The organism is Cellulomonas sp. NEAU-ZC6, assembly GCF_056844425.1.
Map to the genome: position 1 here is coordinate 619,654 of NZ_JBXFYH010000002.1, position 23,545 is coordinate 643,198.

Sequence of the window (23,545 nt, forward strand, 5' to 3'; positions counted from 1 at the left end):
GCGCGAGCGGGCTCGCGCGCGTCCGGTCCTCGCGTGGCGACGCCGAGCGGGCAGCAGATGTCCCTTCGCTCGCACGTGAGGGGACGTCGAGTGCCCGCTCGGCGAGGACGGCAGGGATCATGTGGGGTTCGGGACGAGAGCGGGGCGTGCGGTGAGCGGTGTGACGGGATGGCGGCGCGGGCAGCTGACGACGGTGCTGCGGGCGGTGCTGGGGCGGCAGGTGCCACCTGCGCCCGCACCCGTGGCGCCCGCACCCGTGGCGCCCGCGCGCGGCGGGCTCGCGCCCGGGCGGGCCGTGCTCGACCCGGGGCTGCTCGCCGGGCTCGACGACCGGCGTCGTCGCCAGGTGCTCGACCCGCTCGCCGTCGGGGTCGGCCGGACCCTGCGCTGGGGGTCCGCCGCGGCGCGGCAGGTGGACGGCACGACGTGCGGTGCGGCCGTGCTCGCGCTGCTCGCCGCCGCGGGCGACCCCCGGCTGGCGCTGTGGCTGGTCACCGGCCGGCTGCCCGACGGCCCCGTGCCACCCGAGCTCGACGGGCTGGAGCTGCCCGACCCGCCCGCGCCCGAGCACCCGGACGCGCCGACCTGGTTCCGCACCCCGGACGGCCGCGTCGTGCACGCGTCCGCCACGGGCGAGGAGGCCGCGGCCGCCCGCTGGGGGCTGCTGCAGGCCGCGCTGCACCGCGGCAGCACCGCGCGGGCGCTCGGCGGGCTGCTGCCCTGGCCGCGCTCGCTCGGGACGCCGCCCTGGGGCGCGGCCCGGCTGGCCCGGTTCCCGGGGGTGGCGTACCGCGCGGTGCTGGTCGACGACACCCGGACCGACGAGGTCGATGACCTGCTCGCCCGGGTGGACGCGGCGCTCGACCGGGGCGTCCCCGTGCCGCTGTACTCGGGCGGCGACCTGGGTGGCGGCGTCGGCGCGGCGGTGCCCCGGCACGTCGTGCTGGCGGTCGGGCAGACGGGGGACGGCTACCGGGTCTACGAGCCGGGCGCGGGCCGGGTGCTGCCCGTGCCGCGGTCGGTGCTGCGGTCGCCGGACGGCCCGGTGCCCGGGCTCGGGCACTGGACGCACCTCGCGTGGGCGCTGCTGCCGGTCCCACGGCGCTGACGTGTCGCTGACCTGACGCCGACCTGGCGGGCCAGCCGGGTCCGCGGGACGATGGAGGTGCACCGCCGCCGAGCCGCGAGGAGGGGTCATGAGCACCGTGCCCGGAGACCGGACCTGGCGTGACGCCGGGCTCGTGGAGCCCGCGCTGACCGACCTGCCGGAGGTCCCGCCCGCCGAGGAGCCGGACCCCGTCGACGACGTCTACCGTCCCGACGAGCCGCGCCCGGACCTGTCCGGCGAGGCCGACCCGTTCGACGTCGCGGAGCAGGCCGCCCCGGTGCCCGACGACGAGCGCGACGACTACCCCTGAGAGCCCTGCTGCGGGAGCCGGGGGACGACCGCGCGATGCGGGGATCGGGTCCTGCGGCCGTTACGGTGAGCCCATGACCGTGACCTTCGAGCAGATCGTCGCGCTGCCCAAGGTCCTGCTGCACGACCACCTCGACGGGGGCGTCCGCGCCGCCACGGTGGTCGACCTCGCCGCCCAGACCGGCCACGCGCTGCCCACCACCGACCCCGGGGCGCTGGCCGCCTGGTTCCGCGACCGCGCGGCCAGCGGCAGCCTCGAGGCCTACATCGACACCTTCGTGCACACCGTCGGCGTCATGCAGTCGGCCGACGCCCTGCGCCGCGTGGCCCGCGAGGCCGTCGAGGACCTCGCCGCCGACGGCGTCGTGTACGCCGAGGAGCGGTTCGCGCCCGAGCTGCACCAGGCCGGCGGCCTGTCCCTGCAGCACGCCGTCGACGCCGTCCGCGAGGGCCTGGCCGAGGGCGAGGCGGCCGCTGCCGCGCAGGGCCGCACCATCCGCACCGGCCTGCTGCTGTGCGCGATGCGCCAGTCGGAGCGCGCCGACGAGGTCGCCGCGCTGGCCCTGGCGAACCGCGACCGCGGCGTCGTCGGCTTCGACATCGCCGGCCCCGAGGCCGGCTTCCCGGCCAGCGGCATGAGCGCCGCGTTCGCGCAGCTGCGCGCCGCGCGGTTCCCCGTCACCGTGCACGCCGGCGAGGCCGCGGGCACCGAGTCGCTGGACCAGGCCGTGGACGTCGGCGCGCTGCGGCTGGGGCACGGCATCCGGCTGGTGGACGACCTCACCGAGGTCGCCGACCCCGCCGAGGGCACCACCTACCGGCTGGGCCGGCTCGCGCACTGGGTGCGCGACCGCCGCATCGCGCTGGAGGTGTGCCCGACGTCCAACGTGCAGACCGGCGGCGCGGTCTCCGTCGCCAAGCACCCCGTGACCACGCTGCTGCGCCTCGGCTTCGCCGTCACGGTCAACACCGACAACCGCCTGCAGTCCCGCACCAGCCTGAGCCGCGAGCTGCACCAGCTCGTCACCGAGGCCGGCTGGACGCTCGACGACGTGCGCACGGTCACCCTGACCGCCGCCCGCCACGCGTTCGTCCACGAGGACGAGCGCCAGGACCTGATCGACCGGGTCGTCCTGCCCGGCCACGCCCCGCACGGAACAGGAAGGCACCGCGCATGACCTCGTCTCTCGACGCCGCCGGACTCGCGAAGTTCGTCGACCACACGCTGCTCAAGCCGGAGGCGACCGTCGCCGACGTCGAGGCCCTGATCGCGGAGGGCGTCGAGCTCGGCGTCTACTCCGTGTGCGTGTCCCCGTCGTTCCTGCCGCTGGACGCGAAGGGCCTCAAGGTCGCCACCGTGTGCGGCTTCCCCTCCGGCAAGCACCACAGCGACGTCAAGGCCGCCGAGGCCGCGCGCTCCGTCGCGGACGGCGCGGACGAGGTCGACATGGTCATCGACGTCGGTGCCGCCAAGGCCGGCCGGTTCGAGGCCGTGCAGGCCGACATCGCCGCCGTGCGCGCCGCCGCCCCGGCGCCGACCGTGCTCAAGGTGATCATCGAGTCGGCCGCGCTGACCGACCACGAGATCGTCGAGGTCTGCCGCGCCGCCGAGGCCGCGGGCGCGGACTTCGTGAAGACCTCGACGGGCTTCCACCCGGCCGGCGGCGCCTCCGTGCACGCGGTCGAGATCATGGCCGCGACCGTCGGCGGCCGCCTGGGCGTCAAGGCGTCCGGCGGCGTGCGCTCGACGGCCGACGCGCTGGCGATGATCGAGGCCGGGGCGACCCGCCTGGGGCTGTCCGGCACCGCCGCGGTGCTCGGCGGCTTCGAGGCGGACGGCGGGTACTGAGCCCTCAGGGTCGTGCGCGAGAACCGAAGTAGCGGCTCTAGCGAGTGCTACCCGCGCGAATCGCTACTGCCGGGCAGTGTCAGGATCACCTGATCTGGCGGCGGCGAGCAGCGGTACGGCAACGGCAAGCCAGTCGCCAAAACTAGTCCAAATGTCCTCGACTTTCGCATGGAGTTCGGCCATGTTTAGGACCGTTGCCTGGCTGATGAAGTTGTCCAGGGTGATGATCGGTGCCTCGTCGCCGTCCTCCACCGCCGCGTAGGTTGCCTTCAGGAGTGCCGTATCACGAGCGAGAGCGTCAATCATCTGATCCACCTCGTTGATTGTCGTGAGGCCCGCCCGGGTCAAGATCGTGAGGAAGTCTCGGCGATCAAGAGCTTCCTGCTCTTTGTCTGGGTCGAACTTCTGACCGGTTGCCAGAACTGCATCGCGCAGACGGTAATATGGCAGACTTTCAGCGAGGTAGCGATCCAGCGAAGTCCGGTTCAGCTCGATCTCCAAGTCGCCGGCCGCAACGCTCATGGTATATGACGCCTGAATGAGCTCAAGCGATCGGCGGAAGGTAGAGAACTGCTCATCCGCAATCTCGAAGAGAGCACTGAGTCGGTACAGGCCCCGCTTCAGTTCGCCAGGAACCTCGTTGTCGTTCTTATACTCGAGCTTGTGGTTTACCGCAGCCCATGCATGTTGCAAGGCCGTGCGGACCTGGATTTCCGCCTTCAGTCCTTTGAAGGCGGCCCACTCGTTTAGGTCCGAACGCGGCGACTTGAGGCTGACAACGAAATGCCGAGAAAGATATCCGAATCGGTCTGGGTCGAGTTCGGATGATTTATCGACCGAGTTGGTGCGGTCTATCTCAAACTCACGCTCGAGCATCGCTTCGACGGTGGCCAGATCTTCAATGTAGTAGGTGATGATGCGCAAGCCAGCTAGATCTGTGACGTCGGTAAGCGGATCCCGGTACTGACCCAACTTTCGGCGCAGTTTCCTGCCGAATTCCTCGACTGTCTTTGCCCTGCTCTCCACCTGAATATAGTCTTGATTGTGTTCGGCGAGCAGATGTGACATGAGCACGTCCATGCGAGCGGTGAAGGCGTCGTACGTCGGTTTTAGGTGCTCGTAGCGCCGGATCCATTCGTTGAGCGTCGGTTCTGGTGTGTCGTTCTCGAGTGCGTCTTTCGCATGTCCGTCGGCTTGTCCTGCTGGAAGTTGGGGCACTCGGCTACCTCTATCGCTGGGCTCGGGTCTGGATGCGCGTTGAGTGACGCCGCGGTGCTAACTCCACGGGCGATTCCAAGCGCGTGTCAACGCGTCGTGCAGCACGAACTGGTAACGAGTTGTGAAACCCGCACCCGAGACCTTTCGGTAGACAAAGTCTGTGTACGCACCGTTCTTGATGCCGATCCCGCCCGTCTCAAACATTTGGCGGAGGAGCAGCTTGATTTCAGGTGCTTCAAGTTCGCCGGACAGTTCGTCCCGGAGGTACTTAAAGTCAAAGAATCTGGAGGGTGCTGTACGAAGCGCATCCCGGAAGCTCCCGACATGCCGCGCATGACCGGCAGGTAGGACGCCGGCGATATTGTCGAAGATTTCGCTAACGAAGTACTGCTCCGCGTACAACTGCACCGCGCGTTTGGCCGCCGCTTCTGAAACATGGTTGCTGCCGAGATAGCATCTCTGCAAATATCCCATCAGCGCCACAACGTCCCTGGGCAGGAGGCGTGTGTTATCCAGCAGAAATTCCGGAAGCTGAGAATGTGGGCCGATTGCAACGCTGGTCTGGAAGTACTGCGCGACGATATCTCGAACCTCTGGGTGTTTGACAGAGGCCTTCTTCGAAAGGAGCGTCCAAAGGTGATTCTTGGCTCCGATTCCATTCGCGTGCCAGTCCAGATGAACCGAGTGAGGCTTCAGTTTGGTGACCTCGGGTCCTGGAAGCACGTCGAGGATGTCCGACCGTATTGCAGCCACGACGACCACCGGAACCCTCAGGGCAAGCAACTCACGATTGAGTGCATACAGCGCCGACGTGAGAGCAGCTAATGAAGTCCACTCGTCGTCGGCTTCGAAGAAGAACGAGTCGAGTCCATCAATCGCGATTATGTGCTTGCTGTCGGTGCTGACGGTCGACAACTGCTCACGAATGTACGCGCTCACATCGAGGGGTGTTATGGAGTCAGCGGCCCATTCGCTCTCGACGCCGAGCACTTTCGCATCGAAGCGCACCTTCGTGCTGGCCCATCGCGCTACTCGCGACACCCAGTCGCCGGAGATGAGGCCGTTGGCCTTGAGTCCTTTCGCCATCTTCGTGAAGGACCCCGGGCAAGTTAGCCCTTGGTCTTTGGTCAGGGACTCCACTACGCGGAGTAATAGTAAGAACTCCCAGGAGGCCTGCGCCCGTGATGCGCCAATTGACTGGCCCGTAGAAATTTGCGTAACGTCGTTGACTGGGAAGCCGCCCAGGCTCCAGTAGGTGAAGAATCGCTGCGGGTCAGAGTCCCAATTGAGCTGTATCGATTCCAGGACGGCCGACTTGCCGGACCCCTTTGGTCCAAGGAGTAGCCATGTGTGGCGAACGGAGATGCCATAGACAGCTTGGCGATAGTCGTAATACCCATCCTTTAGGAGGTACGGTTCCTCCACCGCCTCCTGGCTCGCGTCTAGGTGCCCGAAGTGGAGCTCTTTGAACGCGGGCAGCTTGTTCGCCATGGAGAGATGCTAGAGGGCGAAGAAGAGCGACCTCCGGCGTCGAGCCCTCGGTTCACTCGAATGCCCCACACTGGTGCGCCCCACAGCTCGGTTCATGCCGACCTTGTCCCGGTGATGAAGCGAACCGTTCACACGAGGGTCTGTGGCTCGCCTCAGAGCCCGAGCGCCGCCGCCACGTCCGCGCGGACCTGGTCCAGCCGCTGCCGCGCCGCGGTCCGCGCCGCGCCGACGGTCTCCGCCGACGCGTGCTCCTCGACCGGCACGACGACCTCGAGGTAGCACTTCACCTTCGGCTCGGTGCCGGACGGCCGCACGATGACCCGGGTGTCGTCCTGGGTGAGCAGCCGGATGCCGTCGGTCGGCGGCAGGCCGTCGCGGTCGGCGTCGGTGCCGGCAGCCAGGTCGACGACCTGGACGACGGGGGAGCCGGCGAGCACGACGGGCGCGTGCTCCCGCAGGCGCTGCATCGTCCCCGGGATCTGCGACAGGTCGGTGAACCGGGCCGACAGCTGGTCGGTCAGGTGCAGGCCGTGCTGCCGCGCCAGGTCGTCGAGCACGTCGACCGGGTTCCGGGCCGCGGCCTTGAGCCGCGCGGCGAGGCCGGCGAGCGTCAGGGCGGCGGAGATGCCGTCCTTGTCGCGCACGAAGCCGGGGTCGACGCAGTAGCCGAGCGCCTCCTCGTAGCCGAACACGAGGCCGTCGACCCGGGAGATCCACTTGAACCCGGTGAGGGTCTGCGCGTGCCGCAGCCCGGCGGCGGCGGCGATCCGGGACAGCAGGCGCGAGGACACGATCGAGTTGGCGAGCACCGGGGCGTCGTCGGCCACGGCGGCACCGGCGGTGCCGAACCGCTCCGCGACGACGCTGCCGAGCAGCGCGCCGGTCTCGTCGCCGTGCAGCATCCGCCAGCCCTCGGCCGCGGCCGACTCGGTGCCGCGGTAGGACCGGGCGCGGGCGTCGACGACGGCCGCGCCGCACCGGTCGGCGTCGGGGTCGAGCGCGATGACCAGGTCGGCCTGGACCGAGCTCGCGAGCGCGACGGCCAGGTCGATCGCGCCGGGCTCCTCCGGGTTGGGGAACGCGACGGTCGGGAAGTCGGGGTCGGGCTCGGCCTGCTCCAGGACCAGGTGCACGTCGGTGAACCCGGCCTCGGCGAGCACGCGCTGCGCGGTCGCGCCGCCGACGCCGTGCATCGGGGTCAGCACGATGCGCAGGTCGGCGTGGGCGCGGCGGGTCTCCTCGTCCAGGACGGCGAGCTCACCGACCTGCGCGACGTAGGCGTCGGCGATCTCCGGGCCCGCGGTGGTCCAGCCGGACGCGGCGCGCGGCACGGCGGCCACGGAGGGCACGCGCGCGATCTCGGCGGCGATGGCGGCGTCCATCGGCGGCACGATCTGCGCGCCCTGGCCCGAGTCGGTGACGACGCGGCCGCCCAGGTAGACCTTGTAGCCGTTGTCCTGCGGCGGGTTGTGGCTGGCGGTGACCATGACGCCGGCGTCGGCGTCCAGGTGCCGCACCGCGAACGCCAGCACCGGCGTCGGCAGGTACGGCGGCAGCATGACCACGTCGATGCCCACGGCGGTCAGCACGGCGGCGGTGTCCCGCGCGAAGTCGAGCGAGCCGTGCCGGGCGTCGTGGCCGACGACGACGCGCGGCGCGGGGGAGACGCCCTCGAGCTCGCCCAGCAGGTACGCGCCGAGGCCGGAGGCGGCGCGGATGACCACCGCGCGGTTCATCCGGTGCGGGCCGCCGGCGACGGCGCCGCGCAGGCCGGCGGTGCCGAACTGCAGCAGGCCCTGGAACCGGTCGGCGAGGTCCTCGCGCGCCTCCCGCACCTGCGACGCGGCGTACTGCGTCTCCAGGTCCGTGGACTCCGGGTCGGCCGACGTGGGGCCCGACTCGGCGCGGTCCAGCAGCTCGGTGAGCTCCGCCGCGGTGCGGGGGTCGGGGTCGTCGGCGATCCAGGTGCGGACCCGCTCGGCCAGGGCCGGCCAGCCGTCCTCGACCGGGTCCTCGGTGCGCCCGGTCTGCGCGGTCTGCTCGCTCATCGGCTCGTCCTCTTCCTCCGGGGCACGTGACCCCGACCTCGCTGCGTGCTGCTGGTGCGGCCCCGGGGACCGCGGTGGTGCCTGGGTCAGATGCGGCCGACGATGTCGGCGAGCAGCCGGCTGATCCGGGGCCCGGCGGCGCGGCCGGCCTCGAGGACCTCCTCGTGCGACAGCGGCTCGTCGCCGACGCCCGCGGCGAGGTTGGTCACCAGGGAGATGCCGAGCACGTCCATGCCGACGTGCCGGGCCGCGATCGCCTCGATGGTCGTCGACATCCCGACCAGGTCGCCGCCGATGGTGCCGGCCATCCTGACCTCGGCCGGGGTCTCGTAGTGCGGGCCGCGGAACTGCACGTAGACGCCCTCGTCCAGGGTGCCGTCGACCTCGCGGGCGACGTCCCGCAGGCGCGAGGCGTACAGGTCGGTCAGGTCGACGAAGGTCGCGCCCTCCAGCGGGGAGACCGTCGTGAGGTTGATGTGGTCGCGGATCAGCACGGGGGTGCCGGGCGCCCAGGACGGGTTCAGGCCGCCGCAGCCGTTGGTGAGCACGACCGTCGAGCAGCCGGCGGCCGCGGCGGTGCGGACGCCGTGCACGACGCGGCGGACGCCCTTGCCCTCGTACAGGTGCGTGCGCGAGCCGAGCACGAGCGCGTGCTTGCCGGTCGCGGCGATCCGGATGGAGCGGATGGTGCCGACGTGGCCGACGACGGCGGGCGCGGCGAAGCCCGGGACGTCCGGGGCCTCGATCTCGGCGACGGTCTCGCCCAGCAGGTCGGCGGCACCGCCCCAGCCGGAGCCGAGCACGAGCGCGACGTCGTGCTGCTCGACCCCGGTCGCCTCCGCGAGGTAGGCGGCGGCGTCGGCGGCGACCGCCAGCGGGTCGGTGGTCGGGTCGTCGAGGCGGGCGTCGTCGGCCATGCGGGGTGCTCCTCGGTGGGGCTCGGCTGCTGCGGTGGTGGTGCTGGGGTGGTGCGGGGCGCTGCTCGTGGTGCTGTCGTGCGCGGTGGTGCTGGGTCGTGCTGGGTCGTGCTGGGTGGTGCTGGTCGTGCTCGGTGGTGCTCGGTGGTGCTGGGTCTTGCGGTGCTGCTCGTGGCGCGGGCGCACGTGGCACGCACAGGCGCGCAGCAGTCGAGCGTACCGGCCCACCCCGGCCCCCGGCGCCCCCGGAGGTCCTGGTCCGGCACCCCGTCCGGGTCCGGCGCCGAGATGGCAGGACGCGCCTGCGGCGGGGCCGGCGGGTACAGGCGGGAGCTGCCATCTCGGCGCCTGGAGCCGCGGGGCGTCGCAGCGCAGCGCGGGCGGCGAGCGGCGCGGGCGGCGTGGGGCGGGCGGGGACGGCGCGGGCGGCAGGTGCGCGGGCCGCGCCGGTGCGGGCGAAGTCGGACGCGCGGGCGCGGCGCGCGGTCGCGCGAGCCGCCGGAGACGGGAAGATGGTGCCGTGACGCAGCCGACCCCCACGCCCGCGCCCGCCGACCCCGCCGCGACCGACGCCTCGCCCGCGCCGGACGCCGGCCAGGCGGCGGCCCCCGCCCCCGTCGAGGCGCCCGCGGCGACCCCCGCGCCCGCCGGAGGCCTGCCCGACCGGCCGGCCCCGCACGTGGTCGTGGTCGGCGGCGGCCCCGGCGGCTACGAGGCCGCCCTGGTGGCCCGCCGGCTGGGCGCCGAGGTGACGATCGTCGAGCGCGCGGGCCTGGGCGGTTCCGCCGTGCTGACCGACGTCGTGCCGTCCAAGACGCTGATCGCGACCGCGGAGTGGATGACGATCGCCGAGCGCGCCCACGACCTCGGCATCCGGGTGGACGTGCCCGCGGGCCCGGCCGACACCGACGCCCCGGGGACCGACACCGGCCGCCGCCGCCGCCACAGCATCGACATGGCCGCGGTCAACGAGCGGGTGCGCGACCTCGCGCTCGCCCAGTCGCGCGACATCCGCACCCGCCTGGAGCGCGAGGGTGTGCGGGTCCTGCTCGGCCACGGGCGCCTCGACGGGCCGGAGCGGGTGGTCGTGACCGGCGAGGACGGCGAGCAGACGCTGGACGCCGACGTCGTGCTGCTCGCGACGGGTGCCACGCCGCGCACGCTGCCCGACGCGCAGCCCGACGGCGAGCGGATCCTCACCTGGACGCAGCTGTACCACCTGGACGAGCTGCCGGAGCGGCTGGTCGTGGTCGGCTCCGGCGTCACGGGTGCCGAGTTCGCCGGCGCCTACGTGTCGCTCGGCTCGCAGGTGGTGCTGGTCTCCAGCCGCGACCGCGTGCTGCCCGGCGAGGACGCCGACGCTGCCACGATGCTGGAGGAGGTGTTCCGCACCCGCGGCATGGAGGTCGTCGGACGCTCGCGCGCGCAGGCGGCCCGGCGCACCGCGGACGGCGTGGTCGTGACGCTGGCGGACGGCCGCGAGATCCACGGGTCGCACGTGCTGCTCGCGGTCGGCTCGATCCCGAGCACCGACGGCATGGGGCTGGCCGAGTCCGGCGTGCGCACGACGCCGTCCGGGCACATCGAGGTGGACCGGGTGTCCCGCACCTCCGCGCGCGGCGTCTACGCCGCGGGTGACGTCACGGGCGTGCTGCCGCTGGCGTCCGTCGCGGCGATGCAGGGCCGGATCGCGATGTCGCACGCGCTGGGCGACGCGGTCGCGCCGCTCAAGTTGCGCGGCGTCGCGGCGAACATCTTCACGGCGCCGGAGATCGCCACGGTGGGCCTGAGCGAGGAGGCGCTCGAGGAGCGCAACGCGCACTACGTGACGCACACCCTGCCGCTGGCGCGGAACCCGCGCGCCAAGATGCTCGGCGTGCGCGACGGGTTCGTCAAGCTGTTCGCGCACTCGACGGCGGGCACGGTGCTGGGCGGCGTGGTCGTCGCGCCTCGGGCGTCGGAGCTGATCTTCCCGATCACGCTGGCGGTGTCGCACAGCCTCACGGTGGACGACGTGGCCAGCGCCTTCACGGTGTACCCCTCGCTGTCGGGATCCATCGCCGAGGTCGCGCGGGTGCTGCACCACACCGAGTAGGCGGCCGTCAGCCGGCGACCCGCACCGTCGTCACCACCGCGAGGTGGTCGGAGGAGTCGTCGGCCAGCACGCGCGCGTCCTCGAACGCCACCTCGCGCCCGAGCACCCAGTCGATCCGCACGGCGGGGTCGTCGCTCGGGTGCGTGAGCGCGCCCTCCGCGCCGGCCGAGTCGAGCGCGCTGACCCAGCCCGCGTCCGTGAGCGCCGCGAGCTCGGGGGAGCCCGGGCCGGCGTTCAGGTCGCCGGCGAGCACGGACGGCCCGTCGGCGGGCAGGGCGGCGTCGAGCGCGGCGAGCTGGTCGAGCCGGGTCGGGGTGTTCGCGTCGCGGTGCTGCAGGTGCACCGAGGTCACCCGGACCGGTGTCCCCCCGGGGCCGGCTACGAGCGCGGTGAGCGCGGAGCGGGCCTGCGGGCCGGCGCCGTACGGCAGCGCGACCACCTCGACGTCGGTCAGCGGGGTGCGGGACAGCAGCGCGTTGCCGAACTGCCGGTCCGCGGCGGGTGCGAACTCCACGTGCATGCCGAGCCGGTGGCCGAGCCAGGTGGCCATGTCGGTGCCGCCGCCGAGCACCCAGCCGCGCGAGACCTCCTGCAGCGCGACGACGTCCGGGCCCTGCTCCTCGATGGTGCGGGCGATCTGCTCCAGGTCGACGGCGGTGTCGGCGGAGACGCCGTAGTGCAGGTTCCAGTCGAGCACCACGAACGCGTCCGGGTCCCGGTCGACGGCGACCGCGGCCGGCGCGAGCAGCGACCAGGCCCAGCCGGCCAGCAGCAGCACCACGGACGGGAGCACGAGGAACCGCAGGGCGTTCGCGCGCAGCGGCGGGGCCGGCACGCCGGGGACGCCCTCGTCCGCCGCGGGGTGCGCCGGGCTCCGGCGTCGCAGCCCCGCCGTCGCGACCAGCGTCGCGGCGAGCACGACCACCCAGGCGTTGTCGACGCCGAGCGGGACGTCGTAGTCCAGCAGGTAGACCAGCAGCACCACGACCAGCCCCAGGCCGGCGCCGCCGGTGGCGAGGGCGGTGCGCCGCACGCCGGGCGGGGCGGCCCGGCGGGTCTTCAGCGCGATGACCAGCACGACGCCCGCCGCGGCCTCGGCGAGCACGAGCGCGGCCAGGGCGCCGACGCCGGAAGTCAGGAAGGTCACCGCGACCGAGACGGGGAGCAGCACGACGGCGGCCGCGCGCACGGGGCGCGACATGAGCCGGGGCACGAGCAGCAGCCACGCGGTCAGCGCCGAGGCGAGCACGACGACCGTCCCCGCGATCAGCAGCGGCATCCCGGACTGGGACGCGGCGAAGGCGGGGTTCGCCAGGGCCATCACGGCCAGCGCCAGCGCGGGGCCGAGCACCCAGGTGCGCCGGGGGCGCCCGTCCGGGTCCTCGTGCCGGGCGACGACGGCGACGGCGACCGTCAGCAGCACCAGCGCGACGGCGACGGTGCTGCCGAGCACCCCGCCGCGCCACAGCGGGTCCCAGGTGCCGAGCCCGAGCTGCAGCGCGGAGGACAGGCCGATGCCGAGCGCGAGGCCCAGCGCGGCCTGCCGCCCGCCGCCCGCGCGCCCCGCCACGAGCGTCGCGGTGAGCACCAGCGCCGCGACGGCGAGCGAGGCGGTGACCAGACCGAGGACGAACCGGGCCTCGTCGTGCAGGACCTGCGTGGCGAGCCGGGCGGCGCCGAGGGCGACGACGGCGACGAGCACCGTGCGCCCCGAAGCGGTGCCGGCGGCCCGGCGGCCCGTGCCGACCAGCGCGAGCGCGGCCAGCAGGCCCGAGCCGACGAACGTGACCACCGCGGTCCCGGCGACCACGGCCGTGCTGACCGCGAACGCCCGGTCCAGCACGGGACCGGCGGCGCGCACGGCGTCGAGCGTGAGCACCATGACCAGCGCCAGCAGCGACACCCGGGTGGCGACGCCGGCGTCCGGGGGCAGCGGGCCGGACGAGCGCCGTGCCGACGATGCCGACGGTGCCGCCGGCTCCGGCGACGACGCTGCGGGGACCGCGGGCGGGGGGACGCTCATCCGGTCAACCTATTGCGGTGCTGCCCGCCGGGGCGAACCCGCGCGTGCGGCGAACCGGCTCAGCGGCTCCCGGCGCCGACCTCGGGCGGCAGCGCGGCGCGCAGCGTCGGCCAGGCGTCGGCGAACGCGGGCAGCAGCGGCAGCGCGGCGACGTCGTCGACCGGCACCCAGCGGATCGCGAGGCTCTCGTCGTCGGTCGGGCGCGGGTCCACCGTGCCGGCCACCACCCCGAGCACGGTCGTGTACGTCCAGTCCCCGTGGTCCAGGACGTGCTCGCCGACGACCCGCACGGACGCGGGGTCGATGCCCGCCTCCTCGGCCGACTCGCGCAGCGCCCCGTCGACCGCGGACTCGCCGGTGTGCCGGGCACCGCCGGGCAGGCCCCAGGTGCCGCCCTGGTCGCTCCAGAGCGCCCGGTGCTGCAGCACGAGCGCCGCGGGCTCCCCGTCTGCGGCCGGACGGGCGAGCAGCAGCCCGGCGGCGCCCGCCGTCCCCCAGTGGCGTCGGCCGCAGCGGCACTCCACCCAGCCGTCGCCGGGGTGGTGCGGCCGTCGGCCCGGCACGCCGGTCAGTCGACGATCTCGCAGATCGCGGAGCCTGCGGCGACCATGCCGCCGACGCCCGCCGCCAGCGAGGCGACGGTGCCGGCGCGGTGCGCGACCAGCGGCTGCTCCATCTTCATCGCCTCGAGCACGACGACCAGGTCGCCCTCGGCGACGACGTCACCCTCGCCCACGGCGACCTTGACGATCGTGCCCTGCATCGGGGACGTCAGCGTGTTCCCGGACGCGGCGACGGCACCGGGACGGCCGCCGGCGCGGCGCGGCGCCGCACGGCGCGGTCCGGCGGCGGCCCGGCCACGACCGGCACGCAGCGCGAGGGCCGCGGGCAGCACGACCTCCAGCCGCTTGCCGCCGACCTCGACCACGACCCGCTCCAGCTCCGTCGGCTCGGCGTCCTCGTCGGTGCCCGTCGCGGTGACGGCGGGGGCGCCGGTGAGCGTCGGCAGCACGTCGGCGAACTCGGTCTCGATCCAGCGGGTGTGGACCGAGAACGGCTGCTCCGGGTCCGCGGGGACGAACGCGGGTGCGTCCAGCACGGCGCGGTGGAACGGCACGACCGTGGGGATGCCGGCGATCTCGAGCTCCGCCAGCGCACGGCGGGCACGCTCGACGGCCTGCGTGCGGGTGGCGCCGGTGACGACCAGCTTCGCGATCATCGAGTCGAACGCGCCGGAGACGGTGTCGCCCTCGACGACGCCGGAGTCGACGCGCACGCCCGGGCCCGCCGGGAACCGCAGGGTCGAGATCCGGCCCGGCGCGGGCAGGAACCCGGCGGCCGGGTCCTCGCCGTTCAGCCGGAACTCGAGGGAGTGGCCGCGGGTCTCGACGTGGTCGTAGCCCAGGGGCTCGCCGTCGGCGATGCGCAGCTGCTCGCGGACCAGGTCGATGCCGCTGATCTCCTCGGAGACGGGGTGCTCGACCTGCAGCCGGGTGTTGACCTCGAGGAACGAGATGGTGCCGTCGACGGCGACGAGGAACTCGCAGGTCCCGGCGCCGACGTAGCCGGCCTCCTTGAGGATCGCGACGGAGGCGTCGACCAGCTGGGCGCGCTGGGCGTCGGACAGGAACGGCGCGGGCGCCTCCTCGACCAGCTTCTGGTGCCGGCGCTGCAGCGAGCAGTCGCGGGTGGACACCACGACGACGGTGCCGTGCTCGTCGGCCAGGCACTGGGTCTCGACGTGCCGGGGCCGGTCGAGGTAGCGCTCCACGAAGCACTCGCCGCGGCCGAACGCGGCCGTCGCCTCGCGGACCGCGGAGTCGTACAGCTCGTCGATCTCGTCCGAGGTGCGCGCGACCTTGAGGCCGCGGCCGCCGCCGCCGAAGGCCGCCTTGATCGCGACGGGCAGGCCGTGCTCCGCGACGAACGCGTGCACCTCCTCCGGGCCCGAGACCGGGTCCGGGGTGCCGGCGACCAGCGGGGCGCCGGCGCGCTGCGCGATGTGCCGGGCGCTGACCTTGTCGCCGAGCTCGCGGATCGCGGACGGCGGCGGGCCGACCCACGTCAGGCCCGCGTCCATGACGGCCTGCGCGAACTCGGCGTTCTCCGAGAGGAACCCGTAGCCGGGGTGCACGGCGTCGGCGCCGGACCGGCGGGCCACGTCGAGCAGCTTGGCGATGTCCAGGTACGTCTCGGCGGCGCGGGCGCCGTCCAGGGCGTACGCCTCGTCCGCGACGCGCACGTGCAGCGCCTCGCGGTCGGGGTCCGCGTAGACGGCGACGGAGGCGAGGCCGGCGTCGCGGCACGCACGGGCGATGCGGACGGCGATCTCGCCGCGGTTCGCGACGAGGACCTTCGAGATGCGGGGCACGGCTCACCGTAACGCGGGGGGGCCTCGGCGATCACGCTCGCGCGCGCCCGTGCCGCGAAGACTGCGGAACCGCCCACACCGGCCGACCCGGCTTTGGAGGGTTCCACCAGCACGTCCACGGGGACGCGTGGTCGCGGGGTGCCGGCTTGTCCGGAGCGGACAAACCGTGCGCGGCACCGGTCAGGCCGGCAGGCGGGTCCAGAGGTCGGTGACGGGCACGCCGCGGGCCGCGAGCAGGGTGCGCAGCAGGGGCAGGCTCAGGCCGACGACGCCGTGGTGGTCGCCCTCGACACCGGTGACGAACGGCCCGCCGAGCCCGTCGATCGTGAACGCCCCGGCGACCCACAGCGGCTCGCCGGTGGCCACGTAGGCGTCGATCTCGGCGTCGGACACGTCGGCGAAGTGCACGACCGTGGTCGACGTGGCGCCGTCCTCGGCCCCCGTGCCGGTGCCCGGCCGCCGGTCGACCAGCCAGTGCCCCGAGTGCAGCCGGCCGCTGCGCCCCCGCATCGCGCGCCACCGGTCGACCGCCTCGGCGGCGTCGGCCGGCTTGCCCAGCACCCGGCCGTCGAGCTCCAGCATCGAGTCGCAGCCCAGCACCAGCGCGCCGGGGTGCCCGGGCGCGACGTCCCGGGCCTTGGCGCGGGCCAGCACCAGCACCGCCTCGGCGGGCGGGACGTCGCCGGCGGCGGCGAGCACGGCCGGCTCGTCGACGGCGGACACCGCGACGGTCGGCTCGATGCCGGCGGACCGCAGGGTCGCCAGCCGGGCGGGGGAGGCCGAGGCCAGCACCAGGGTCGTCACGCCGCCGAGCCTACGCAGGCGGTCGCCGGACGTACGTCCCTGCCACCCGGCCCGGTCCGCGCCGATGATGTCCGGGGAACTTCCAGGAGGGGATGCGACGATGACCGGCGTGAGCCAGGACGACGCCCGGGCCGTGCGCCTGCACGACGACGCCGACGACGCCGACGACGTCGGCACCGACGTCCCGCACGACCCCGTCGACGACGACCCGGGCTCGCCCGCCCGCGTGGCGTGGCGCCGCCGGACGGCGATCGAGATGGTGGTCTCCGGCCTGATCGGGCTGTACACCTCGTTCGTGCTGTCGGTGGAGGCGTGGCTGCTGGCCGCGGACCCGGACGCGACGTTCCGGTGCGACATCAGCTCGGTGATCTCGTGCGGCACCGTCGCGCGGACCTGGCAGGCGCAGCTGCTCGGCTTCCCGAACGCGTTCCTCGGGATCGCGTTCGAGGTCGTCGTCATCACGATCTCGGTCGCGGCCATCGGCGGCGTGCGGTTCCCGCGCTGGTTCATGCTCGGGACGCAGGCGCTGTACACGGTGGCGCTGCTGTTCGCCTACTGGCTGTTCCTGCAGTCGTACGCGGTGATCGGCGCGCTGTGCCCCTGGTGCCTGCTCATCACGGTGACGACGACGCTGGTCTGGGCCGGGCTGACCCGGTGGAACGTGCGCGACGGGCACCTGCGGCTCCCGGGGCGCGCCGGGGACTGGGCGCGCGACTTCGTGGCGCGCGGGTACGACTGGTTCATCACGGTGGCGGTGCTGGTGCTGCTCGCCGCCATGATCCTGCTGAAGTACGGCCCGACGCTGCTGGCCGTCTGAGCGCGCCGCGCGGACGACGCACGGCAGGACGGCCGACGGCCCCGGACCACGCGGTCCGGGGCCGTCGGCCGTGGCGGGTGCGGCTCAGGCGAGCGCGCCGCGCAGCACGTCCAGCGGCAGCGCGCCCATGCCGAGCGCGCGCGCGTGGAACGCACGCAGGTCGAACGCCTCGCCCCGGCCCTGAGCGCCCGCGGCCGCGTCGTCGCGGATCTGCTCCCAGATGCGCTGGCCGATCTTGTAGGACGGCGCCTGGCCCGGCCAGCCGAGGTAGCGGTTCAGCTCGAACCGGATGAACTGCTCGGGCATGTTCACGTTGGCGCGCAGGAACTCCCACGCCTTGTCGGCGTCCCAGGTGCCGCCGCCCCAGCGCTCGGGAGCCGGCAGGCCCAGGTGCACGCCCAGGTCGAGCACGACGCGCGCCGCCCGCATCCGCTGGCCGTCCAGCATGCCGAGCCGGTCGCCCGGGTCGTCCAGGAACCCGAGGTCGGCCATCAGGCGCTCGGCGTACAGCGCCCAGCCCTCGCCGTGCCCGGAGACCCAGCAGGCCAGCCGGCGCCACGAGTTCAGCGTGGCCCGCTGGTACACGGCCTGGCCGACCTGCAGGTGGTGGCCCGGGACGCCCTCGTGGTAGACGGTCGTCTTCTCGCGCCAGGTGTTGAACGTGGTGACCTCCGGCGGCACGGACCACCACATGCGGCCCGGGCGGCTGAAGTCGTCCGAGGGGCCGGTGTAGTAGATGCCGCCGTTCTGGGTCGGCGCGATCCGGCACTCGAGGGTGCGGATGGCGTCCGGGATCGAGAAGTGCACGCCGTCGAGCGCGGCGACGGCGGCGTCCGAGGTGCTCTGCATCCACTCCTGGAGCGCCACGGTGCCCTCGAGCCGGCGGCCCGGGTCGGCGTCCAGCACAGCGACGGCCTGCTCCACGGTGGCACCCGGGCCGGCGATCTCCGCCGCGACCTGCTCCTGCTCGGCGACGACGCGCGCGAGCTCCTCGAGGCCCCACCGGTACGTCTCGTCCAGGTCGACGGTGGCGCCCAGGAAGTACCGCGACCACAGCGCGTAGCGCTCGCGGCCCGCGGCGTCGGCCTCGGGGGCCTGCGGGGCGAGCTCGTCGCGCAGGAACGTCGCGAGGTCGGCGTAGGTCTGCCGGGCCGCCGCGGCGCCGCGCTCGAGGTCGGCGCGCAGCGCGTCGCCGCCCCCGGCCGCGATCGCGGCGCGGGCCGCCGGGCCGTCCACGAACGAGGTGAAGAACGACGAGGACGGGTCGGCGAGCTCCTCGACCTGGGACAGCGCCTCGCGCACCTGCCGGATCGCGGGGACCCGGCCGCGGGAGGCCGCCAGCCGCAGCGACTCGGCGTAGCCGGCGCCGGCGGTCGGCAGGCCGGTGAGGCGCTCGGCGATGGCGGCCCAGGCCTCCGGGCCCTCGTCCGCCTGGATGTCGAAGACGTCGCGGAGACCCTGCACGGGCGAGGCGATCACGTTCAGGTCGGCGAGCGTCTCACCGGCCTCGTGCAGCTCGACCTGCAGGCCCAGGCGCTCGCGCATCGCGGCGAGGGTCACCTGGTCCACCTCGTCGACGGGGTCCTGCCCGTCGAGCGCGCGCAGCGTCGCGCGGGCGGCGTCGGTGCGGGCCTCGTGGCCGGCAGGCGACAGGTCGGTCACCTCGTGGTCGTGGCCGGGGATGCCGAGCACGGTGGCGTCCATCGGGTCCAGCGCGGCCAGCGTCGTGACGTAGGCGTCGGCGATGGCGTCGATCGGGGTCGCGGGACGCTCGGGCGCCCCGCCGTCGGTGGTGGGTGCAGTGGTCACCCGACCGACCCTACCTGCGGGTCCCGGGGCGGGTGGAGCCGACCTCAGCGCAGGCTGGTGCGCCAGGCGTCGGCCCCCGGGCGCCAGGCGGCGGCCGCCCCGGGCAGGGTGCGGGCGCGGTCCGTCCACGCCGCGGACGCGGCACCGTCGTGGGCCGGGTCCTCGTCGTCGTGGTGCGCGGAGGCCGCCACCAGGCCGGCGACCAGCGCGGCGAGCTCGACGTCGTCGGGCGTGCCGCGCACCACCTGGACGTGCGGCGGGCGCGCGGCGCCGGTGCCGTCGGTCACGCCGGGTCCTCGCCGTCGTCGTCCGGGTCGTCGTCGAACGCGACCGGTGCGCCGCGCGCGGCGCCCCAGCCCTCGACGGTGTAGCCGCTGTCCAGCAGGCGCTCGACGATCTCGGCGCCGCCGTTGTCGACGATGCCCAGCACCGCGTCGATGGACTGGTCGCTCGGCCCCGCGGGCACGCTGATGACGAAGCCCAGGTGGAACTCGTCGGTGTCCTCGTCGGCGACGGGCTGCTCGGCGGGGCGGCTCTCGTCCTCCCACGTCATCCCGGTGAGCTCGGAGTGCATCCCGAGGTTCTCGTGCAGCAGGTCGTAGAGCCGCGCGTTCAGGCTGGACACCGCCGACTCCAGGGCCAGCACCCGCGGGTCCTCGTCGGCCTCGGAGGCACCGAACTCCGCGCGCACGCCGGCGGCGGTGTCCACGTACTGGTGCAGGGCCGCGGCCAGCGCGTCGACGGTGTCGTGCAGGGCGGCGGTGTCGACGCCCGGCAGCGGCTCGGGCCCGTGGGCGCCGCCCGCGTGGTCGTGGGCGTCGTGCCCGTGCTCGTCGGGCCCGTCCGGGCCGTGGCCGCCGGGCAGCTGCGGGTCGCCGGTCACAGCGGGATGTTCCCGTGCTTCTTGGCGGGCAGGGCGGCGCGCTTCGTGCGCAGCACGCGCAGCGCCCGCACGATCTGCGAGCGGGTCTCGGCGGGCGCGATGACCGCGTCCACGTAGCCCCGGTCGGCGGCGTCCCACGGGTTCACGATGGCCTCCTCGTACTCACGCGTCAGGCGCGCGCGCTCGGCGTCGACGTCACCGCCCGCGTCCGCGACCTGCTTGAGGGCGCCGCGCTGCAGGATGTTCACCGCGCCCCCGGCGCCCATCACGGCGATCTGCGCGGTGGGCCACGCGAGGTTCACGTCGGCACCCAGCTGCTTGGAGCCCATGACGATGTACGCGCCACCGTACGCCTTGCGGGTGATGACGGTGACGAGCGGGACGGTCGCCTCGGCGTAGGCGTAGATGAGCTTCGCGCCGCGCCGGATGATGCCGTTCCACTCCTGGTCGGTGCCGGGCAGGAAGCCCGGCACGTCGACGAACGTCAGGACCGGGATGTTGAACGCGTCGCAGGTCCGGACGAACCGCGCGGCCTTCTCGGCGGCGTCGATGTCGAGCGTCCCGGCCATGGTGAGCGGCTGGTTGGCCACGACCCCGACGGTGCGGCCCTCGACCCGGCCGAACCCGACCAGGACGTTCCGGGCGAACAGCGGCTGCACCTCCAGCAGCTCGCCGTCGTCCAGCACGTGCTCGACGACGGTGCGCATGTCGTACGGCTGGTTGTCCGAGTCGGGCACGACGGCGTCCAGCTCGAGGTCCTCGGCGGTCACCTCGAGGTCGGCCTCGTGCGGGTACGCCGGCGCGTCGGTCAGGTTGTTCTGCGGCAGGTAGGACAGCAGCGAGCGGACGTAGTCGAGGGCGTCGTCCTCGTCGGACGCGAGGTAGTGCGCCACGCCCGAGCGGGTGTTGTGCGTCGTCGCCCCGCCCAGCTCCTCGAACCCGACGTCCTCGCCGGTGACCGCGCGGATCACGTCCGGGCCGGTGATGAACATGTTGGACGTGCCGTCCGCCATCACGATGAAGTCGGTGAGCGCGGGCGAGTACACCGCGCCGCCGGCCGACGGGCCGAGGATCAGGCTGATCTGCGGGATCACCCCGGACGCCGCGACGTTGCGGCGGAAGATCTCCGCGAACTGGGTGAGGCCCGCGACGCCCTCCTGGATGCGGGCGCCGCCGCCGTCGCTGATGCCGACCAGCGGCATCCCGGTGCGCAGCGCCAGGTCCATCACCTTGGTGATCTTCTGGCCGTGCACCTCGCCGAGGCTGCCGCCGAACACCGTGAAGTCCTGGGAGTAGACCGCCACGGGGCGGCCGTCCACCGTGCCGTGGCCGACGACGACGCCGTCACCGGGGACGCGCTTGCGGTCCAGGCCGAAGTTGGTGGAGCGGTGCCGCACGAACGCGTCGAGCTCCGTGAACGAGCCCGGGTCCAGCAGCTGCTCGATGCGCTCGCGGGCGGTGCGCTTCCCGCGGGCGTGCTGCTTGTCGGCGGCCGTCTGCTCGGGCTCCGTGACGGCGCGGCGGTACCGGTCCGCGAGGTCGGCGACCTTGGCGGCGGTGCCGGCGGGCGGGGTCTCGGGCTGCACGGGGGTGTCGGTCACCCGAGGAAGGCTAGTGCGCGGACCCGCCGGCCGGGGTGGGCGAGGGCGACGGACCTGCGCGTGTCGGATGGTGCGGAAGCGACAACCGGGCGGCTGCGTCGAGCACGTGGGGGACGATGGGACGCGTGGAGGACGGGACGACGCACGACCCGGCGCGCGCGCCGCTGCGGGCGGACGAGGTGCGGGCGGCGCTCCTGGCGCCGGCGGGCCCCCTGCGCCGGTGCGTGGTGCTGCCGCGGGTCGGCTCCACCAGCACGGAGCTGCTGGCGCGGCTGCGCGCGGACCCGGGCTGGGCCGACGGCGGCCTGCTGACCGCGGAGCACCAGGACGCCGGGCGCGGCCGGGCGGGCCACGCCTGGACGACGCCGCCCGGCGCGGCGCTCACGCTGTCCCTGGCGGTGCGCCCGGGGGTGCCGCGCGCGCGGTGGGGCTGGCTCCCGCTGCTGACCGGGCTCGGCGTGGCGCGCGCTCTGCGCTCCGCGACCGGCCTGGACGCCGGGGTGAAGTGGCCGAACGACCTGCTGGTTCCGGCGGCGGACGGGTCGGACGTCCCCGGCTGGGGGTCCGAGCGCAAGGTGGCGGGGATCCTCGCGGAGGTCGCCCCCGACGGCGCGGCGGCGGTGCTGGGCATCGGCGTCAACGTGGCGCAGACCGCGGCCGAGCTGCCGGTGCCGAGCGCGACGTCGCTGGTCGCGGCCGGGGCGCGCGGGGTCGACCGGACGTCCGTGCTGGTCGCGGTCGTCCGCGAGGTGACCGGGCTGCTCGCGCGCTGGCGGGAGCACGACGGCGACGTGGCGGCGGCCGGGCTGGACCGCGAGGTCGCCGCGGCCTGCCGCACGCTGGGCGCCGCGGTGCGCGCGACGCTCCCGGACGGTTCCGAGGTGCGCGGGACCGCCGTGCGGCTGGCCGCCGACGGCGCCCTGGTGCTGCGCGCCCCGGACGGTGCCGAGCGGCTCCTGCTGGCCGGTGACGTACGTCACGTGCGTCCCGTGCGTGAACTAGGGTCGCAGGTGTGACGGACGGAGCTCAGGACGACGACGCGGGTGCCGCCACCCTCGGGACCAGCACGGCGAGGACCCGCGCCGCGGCGCTGGACGCGGAGCTGCTCGGCGGCCCGCGCACGCTGACCCTGCGCGACCTGGCCGAACGCTCCGGCCTGGACCTCGACACGGTGCGGCTGTACTGGCGGACCCTCGGGCTGCCGCACCCCGACGCCGACGACGTCGCCTTCACCTGCCGCGACTCCGAGGCCGTGGAGCGCGTCGCGGCGATGCTGCAGACCGACCACCTCGGCCGCCGCGCGATGATCTCGCTCACGCGGGCCCTGGGGCACACCAGCGACCGGCTGGCCCTCTGGCAGGTGGAGGCGCTGGTCGAGGACATGGCCAGCCGGCGCGACCTGGACGACCCGGCGGCCCGGCGGGCGGTGCTCGACGAGCTCGCGGAGCTGGTGCCGGTGCTGGAGGCCCAGCTGCTGCACTCCTACCGCCGGCACCTCGCCGCGATCACCGCCCGGTACGCCGTCGAGTTCGCCGCGGGCCAGGACGTCGCCGGCGACCCCGCGGCGCTGCCGCTGGCGCGCGCCGTCGGGTTCGCGGACATGGTGTCGTTCACCCGGCGGACGGCCGGGCTCGGGTCCACGGACCTGTCGGACTTCGTGCAGCGGTTCGAGACCGCGGCGCGCGACGTCGTCACGCAGTGCGGCGGGCGCGTGGTCAAGACCATCGGCGACGCGGTGCTGTTCGTCGCCGACGACGTGCGGACCGGCGCCAAGGTCGCGCTCGAGCTCGCGCGGGTGCTGGGCGGGGACCTGGACGTGGAGCGCGAGCGCGCCGCGGGCGGGCTGGCCGAGGGTGCCCGCGGGGTCACCCCGGTGCGGGTCGGCGTGGTCTGGGGGCGGGTGCTGTCCCGGTTCGGCGACGTGTTCGGGCCGTCGGTCAACGTGGCCGCGCGGCTCACCGACATCGCCGACCCGAGCACCGTGCTGACCGACCCGGCGACCGCCCGGCTGCTGCTCGACACCCCCGGCCTGGTCCTGCAGCCGCTGCCCGAGCGCGAGCTCCAGGGCATCGGCCCGCTGGCCCCGGTGCGGATCGCCACCGCCTGACCTGCGGGCCCGCCGGGCCGGCCGCCACGGCCGCCGCCCGTGCCCGCCGTGCGCGGGTCGAATCGATTCGCACCGCTCCGTGGCGCGTGGGACGA

The 23,545-nt window shown here is 74.3% G+C and carries 20 protein-coding genes; 8 read left to right on the top strand and 12 right to left on the bottom strand.

The genetic code is table 11. The features are described 5' to 3' along the window. Positions 1-160 precede the first annotated feature (160 nt). From AC1050_RS12990 to deoC, 4 genes are all read left to right on the top strand, one after another. Positions 161-1,108, top strand: a complete 948-nt coding sequence (locus tag AC1050_RS12990; RefSeq protein ID WP_482387805.1) for a hypothetical protein — start codon at positions 161-163, stop codon at positions 1,106-1,108. Between the two features lie 88 nt (positions 1,109-1,196). Further along, a complete protein-coding gene (locus tag AC1050_RS12995) occupies positions 1,197-1,418 on the top strand; it encodes a hypothetical protein (RefSeq protein ID WP_482387806.1) in 222 nt (73 codons plus the stop codon). A 73-nt stretch (positions 1,419-1,491) separates the two neighbouring features. Further along, positions 1,492-2,595 carry an adenosine deaminase gene (locus AC1050_RS13000; protein WP_482387807.1) on the top strand — a complete coding sequence of 368 codons (1,104 nt, stop codon included), beginning with the start codon at positions 1,492-1,494 and terminating at the stop codon, positions 2,593-2,595. Continuing rightward, positions 2,592-3,266, top strand: a complete 675-nt coding sequence (gene deoC / locus AC1050_RS13005) for a deoxyribose-phosphate aldolase (protein ID WP_482387808.1) — start codon at positions 2,592-2,594, stop codon at positions 3,264-3,266. Before AC1050_RS13000 ends, deoC begins: the two co-directional genes overlap by 4 nt. A gap of 63 nt (positions 3,267-3,329) precedes the next feature. On the opposite strand, the gene AC1050_RS13010 is transcribed toward deoC, so the two are convergent. The 4 genes from AC1050_RS13010 to AC1050_RS13025 all read right to left on the bottom strand — a co-directional run bounded on the left by AC1050_RS13010 (position 3,330) and on the right by AC1050_RS13025 (position 8,940). Further along, entirely contained in the window at positions 3,330-4,346 is a 1,017-nt protein-coding gene (locus AC1050_RS13010; RefSeq protein ID WP_482387809.1) for a GTP pyrophosphokinase, read from the bottom strand. A 195-nt stretch (positions 4,347-4,541) separates the two neighbouring features. Beyond that, on the bottom strand, positions 4,542-5,975 hold the full coding sequence (locus AC1050_RS13015; RefSeq protein ID WP_482387810.1) for a P-loop ATPase, Sll1717 family: 1,434 nt from the start codon (positions 5,973-5,975) through the stop codon (positions 4,542-4,544). Between the two features lie 152 nt (positions 5,976-6,127). Continuing rightward, a complete protein-coding gene (locus tag AC1050_RS13020; protein ID WP_482387811.1) occupies positions 6,128-8,023 on the bottom strand; it encodes a phospho-sugar mutase in 1,896 nt (631 codons plus the stop codon). Positions 8,024-8,109: 86 nt separating this feature from the next. After that, complete coding sequence (locus AC1050_RS13025) at positions 8,110-8,940, bottom strand: purine-nucleoside phosphorylase (protein WP_482387812.1); 831 nt, start codon at positions 8,938-8,940, stop codon at positions 8,110-8,112. A 679-nt stretch (positions 8,941-9,619) separates the two neighbouring features. Between AC1050_RS13025 and AC1050_RS13030 the strand changes: the two genes are divergently transcribed. Continuing rightward, a complete protein-coding gene (locus tag AC1050_RS13030; RefSeq protein ID WP_482387939.1) occupies positions 9,620-11,035 on the top strand; it encodes an NAD(P)H-quinone dehydrogenase in 1,416 nt (471 codons plus the stop codon). A 7-nt stretch (positions 11,036-11,042) separates the two neighbouring features. Here the strand turns inward: AC1050_RS13030 and AC1050_RS13035 are convergent, their stop codons facing one another. The 4 genes from AC1050_RS13035 to AC1050_RS13050 all read right to left on the bottom strand — a co-directional run bounded on the left by AC1050_RS13035 (position 11,043) and on the right by AC1050_RS13050 (position 16,233). Further along, positions 11,043-13,058, bottom strand: coding sequence for an endonuclease/exonuclease/phosphatase family protein (locus AC1050_RS13035; RefSeq protein ID WP_482387813.1), 2,016 nt, complete (start codon positions 13,056-13,058; stop codon positions 11,043-11,045). Positions 13,059-13,117: 59 nt separating this feature from the next. Further along, positions 13,118-13,630 carry an NUDIX hydrolase gene (locus AC1050_RS13040; protein WP_482387940.1) on the bottom strand — a complete coding sequence of 171 codons (513 nt, stop codon included), beginning with the start codon at positions 13,628-13,630 and terminating at the stop codon, positions 13,118-13,120. Beyond that, positions 13,627-15,429 (bottom strand): acetyl/propionyl/methylcrotonyl-CoA carboxylase subunit alpha, encoded by a 1,803-nt coding sequence (locus AC1050_RS13045; RefSeq protein ID WP_482387814.1) that lies wholly within the window; start codon positions 15,427-15,429, stop codon positions 13,627-13,629. The genes AC1050_RS13040 and AC1050_RS13045 overlap by 4 nt, the downstream gene beginning before the upstream one ends. Positions 15,430-15,609: 180 nt before the next feature. Continuing rightward, positions 15,610-16,233 (bottom strand): Maf family protein, encoded by a 624-nt coding sequence (locus AC1050_RS13050; protein WP_482387815.1) that lies wholly within the window; start codon positions 16,231-16,233, stop codon positions 15,610-15,612. A gap of 100 nt (positions 16,234-16,333) precedes the next feature. Here AC1050_RS13050 and AC1050_RS13055 point away from each other — a divergent pair, with 100 nt between their 5' ends. Then, positions 16,334-17,050, top strand: coding sequence for a vitamin K epoxide reductase family protein (locus AC1050_RS13055; protein ID WP_482387816.1), 717 nt, complete (start codon positions 16,334-16,336; stop codon positions 17,048-17,050). An 84-nt stretch (positions 17,051-17,134) separates the two neighbouring features. On the opposite strand, the gene AC1050_RS13060 is transcribed toward AC1050_RS13055, so the two are convergent. The 4 genes from AC1050_RS13060 to AC1050_RS13075 are packed head-to-tail and all read right to left on the bottom strand — an operon-like array spanning position 17,135 to position 21,343. After that, a complete protein-coding gene (locus tag AC1050_RS13060; protein WP_482387817.1) occupies positions 17,135-18,859 on the bottom strand; it encodes a DUF885 domain-containing protein in 1,725 nt (574 codons plus the stop codon). A gap of 44 nt (positions 18,860-18,903) precedes the next feature. Beyond that, on the bottom strand, positions 18,904-19,146 hold the full coding sequence (locus AC1050_RS13065; RefSeq protein WP_482387818.1) for an acyl-CoA carboxylase epsilon subunit: 243 nt from the start codon (positions 19,144-19,146) through the stop codon (positions 18,904-18,906). Then, positions 19,143-19,742, bottom strand: coding sequence for a hypothetical protein (locus tag AC1050_RS13070; protein ID WP_482387819.1), 600 nt, complete (start codon positions 19,740-19,742; stop codon positions 19,143-19,145). The genes AC1050_RS13065 and AC1050_RS13070 overlap by 4 nt, the downstream gene beginning before the upstream one ends. Then, positions 19,739-21,343: an acyl-CoA carboxylase subunit beta gene (locus AC1050_RS13075; protein WP_482387820.1), complete on the bottom strand. Its 1,605-nt coding sequence runs from the start codon at positions 21,341-21,343 to the stop codon at positions 19,739-19,741. The genes AC1050_RS13070 and AC1050_RS13075 overlap by 4 nt, the downstream gene beginning before the upstream one ends. 125 nt (positions 21,344-21,468) lie before the next feature. On the opposite strand from AC1050_RS13075, the gene AC1050_RS13080 reads away from it, so the two are divergent. Both AC1050_RS13080 and AC1050_RS13085 read left to right on the top strand, forming a co-directional pair. Further along, positions 21,469-22,359, top strand: coding sequence for a biotin--[acetyl-CoA-carboxylase] ligase (locus AC1050_RS13080; protein ID WP_482387821.1), 891 nt, complete (start codon positions 21,469-21,471; stop codon positions 22,357-22,359). After that, positions 22,356-23,450: an adenylate/guanylate cyclase domain-containing protein gene (locus tag AC1050_RS13085; RefSeq protein ID WP_482387822.1), complete on the top strand. Its 1,095-nt coding sequence runs from the start codon at positions 22,356-22,358 to the stop codon at positions 23,448-23,450. Before AC1050_RS13080 ends, AC1050_RS13085 begins: the two co-directional genes overlap by 4 nt. Positions 23,451-23,545: the final 95 nt, after the last annotated feature.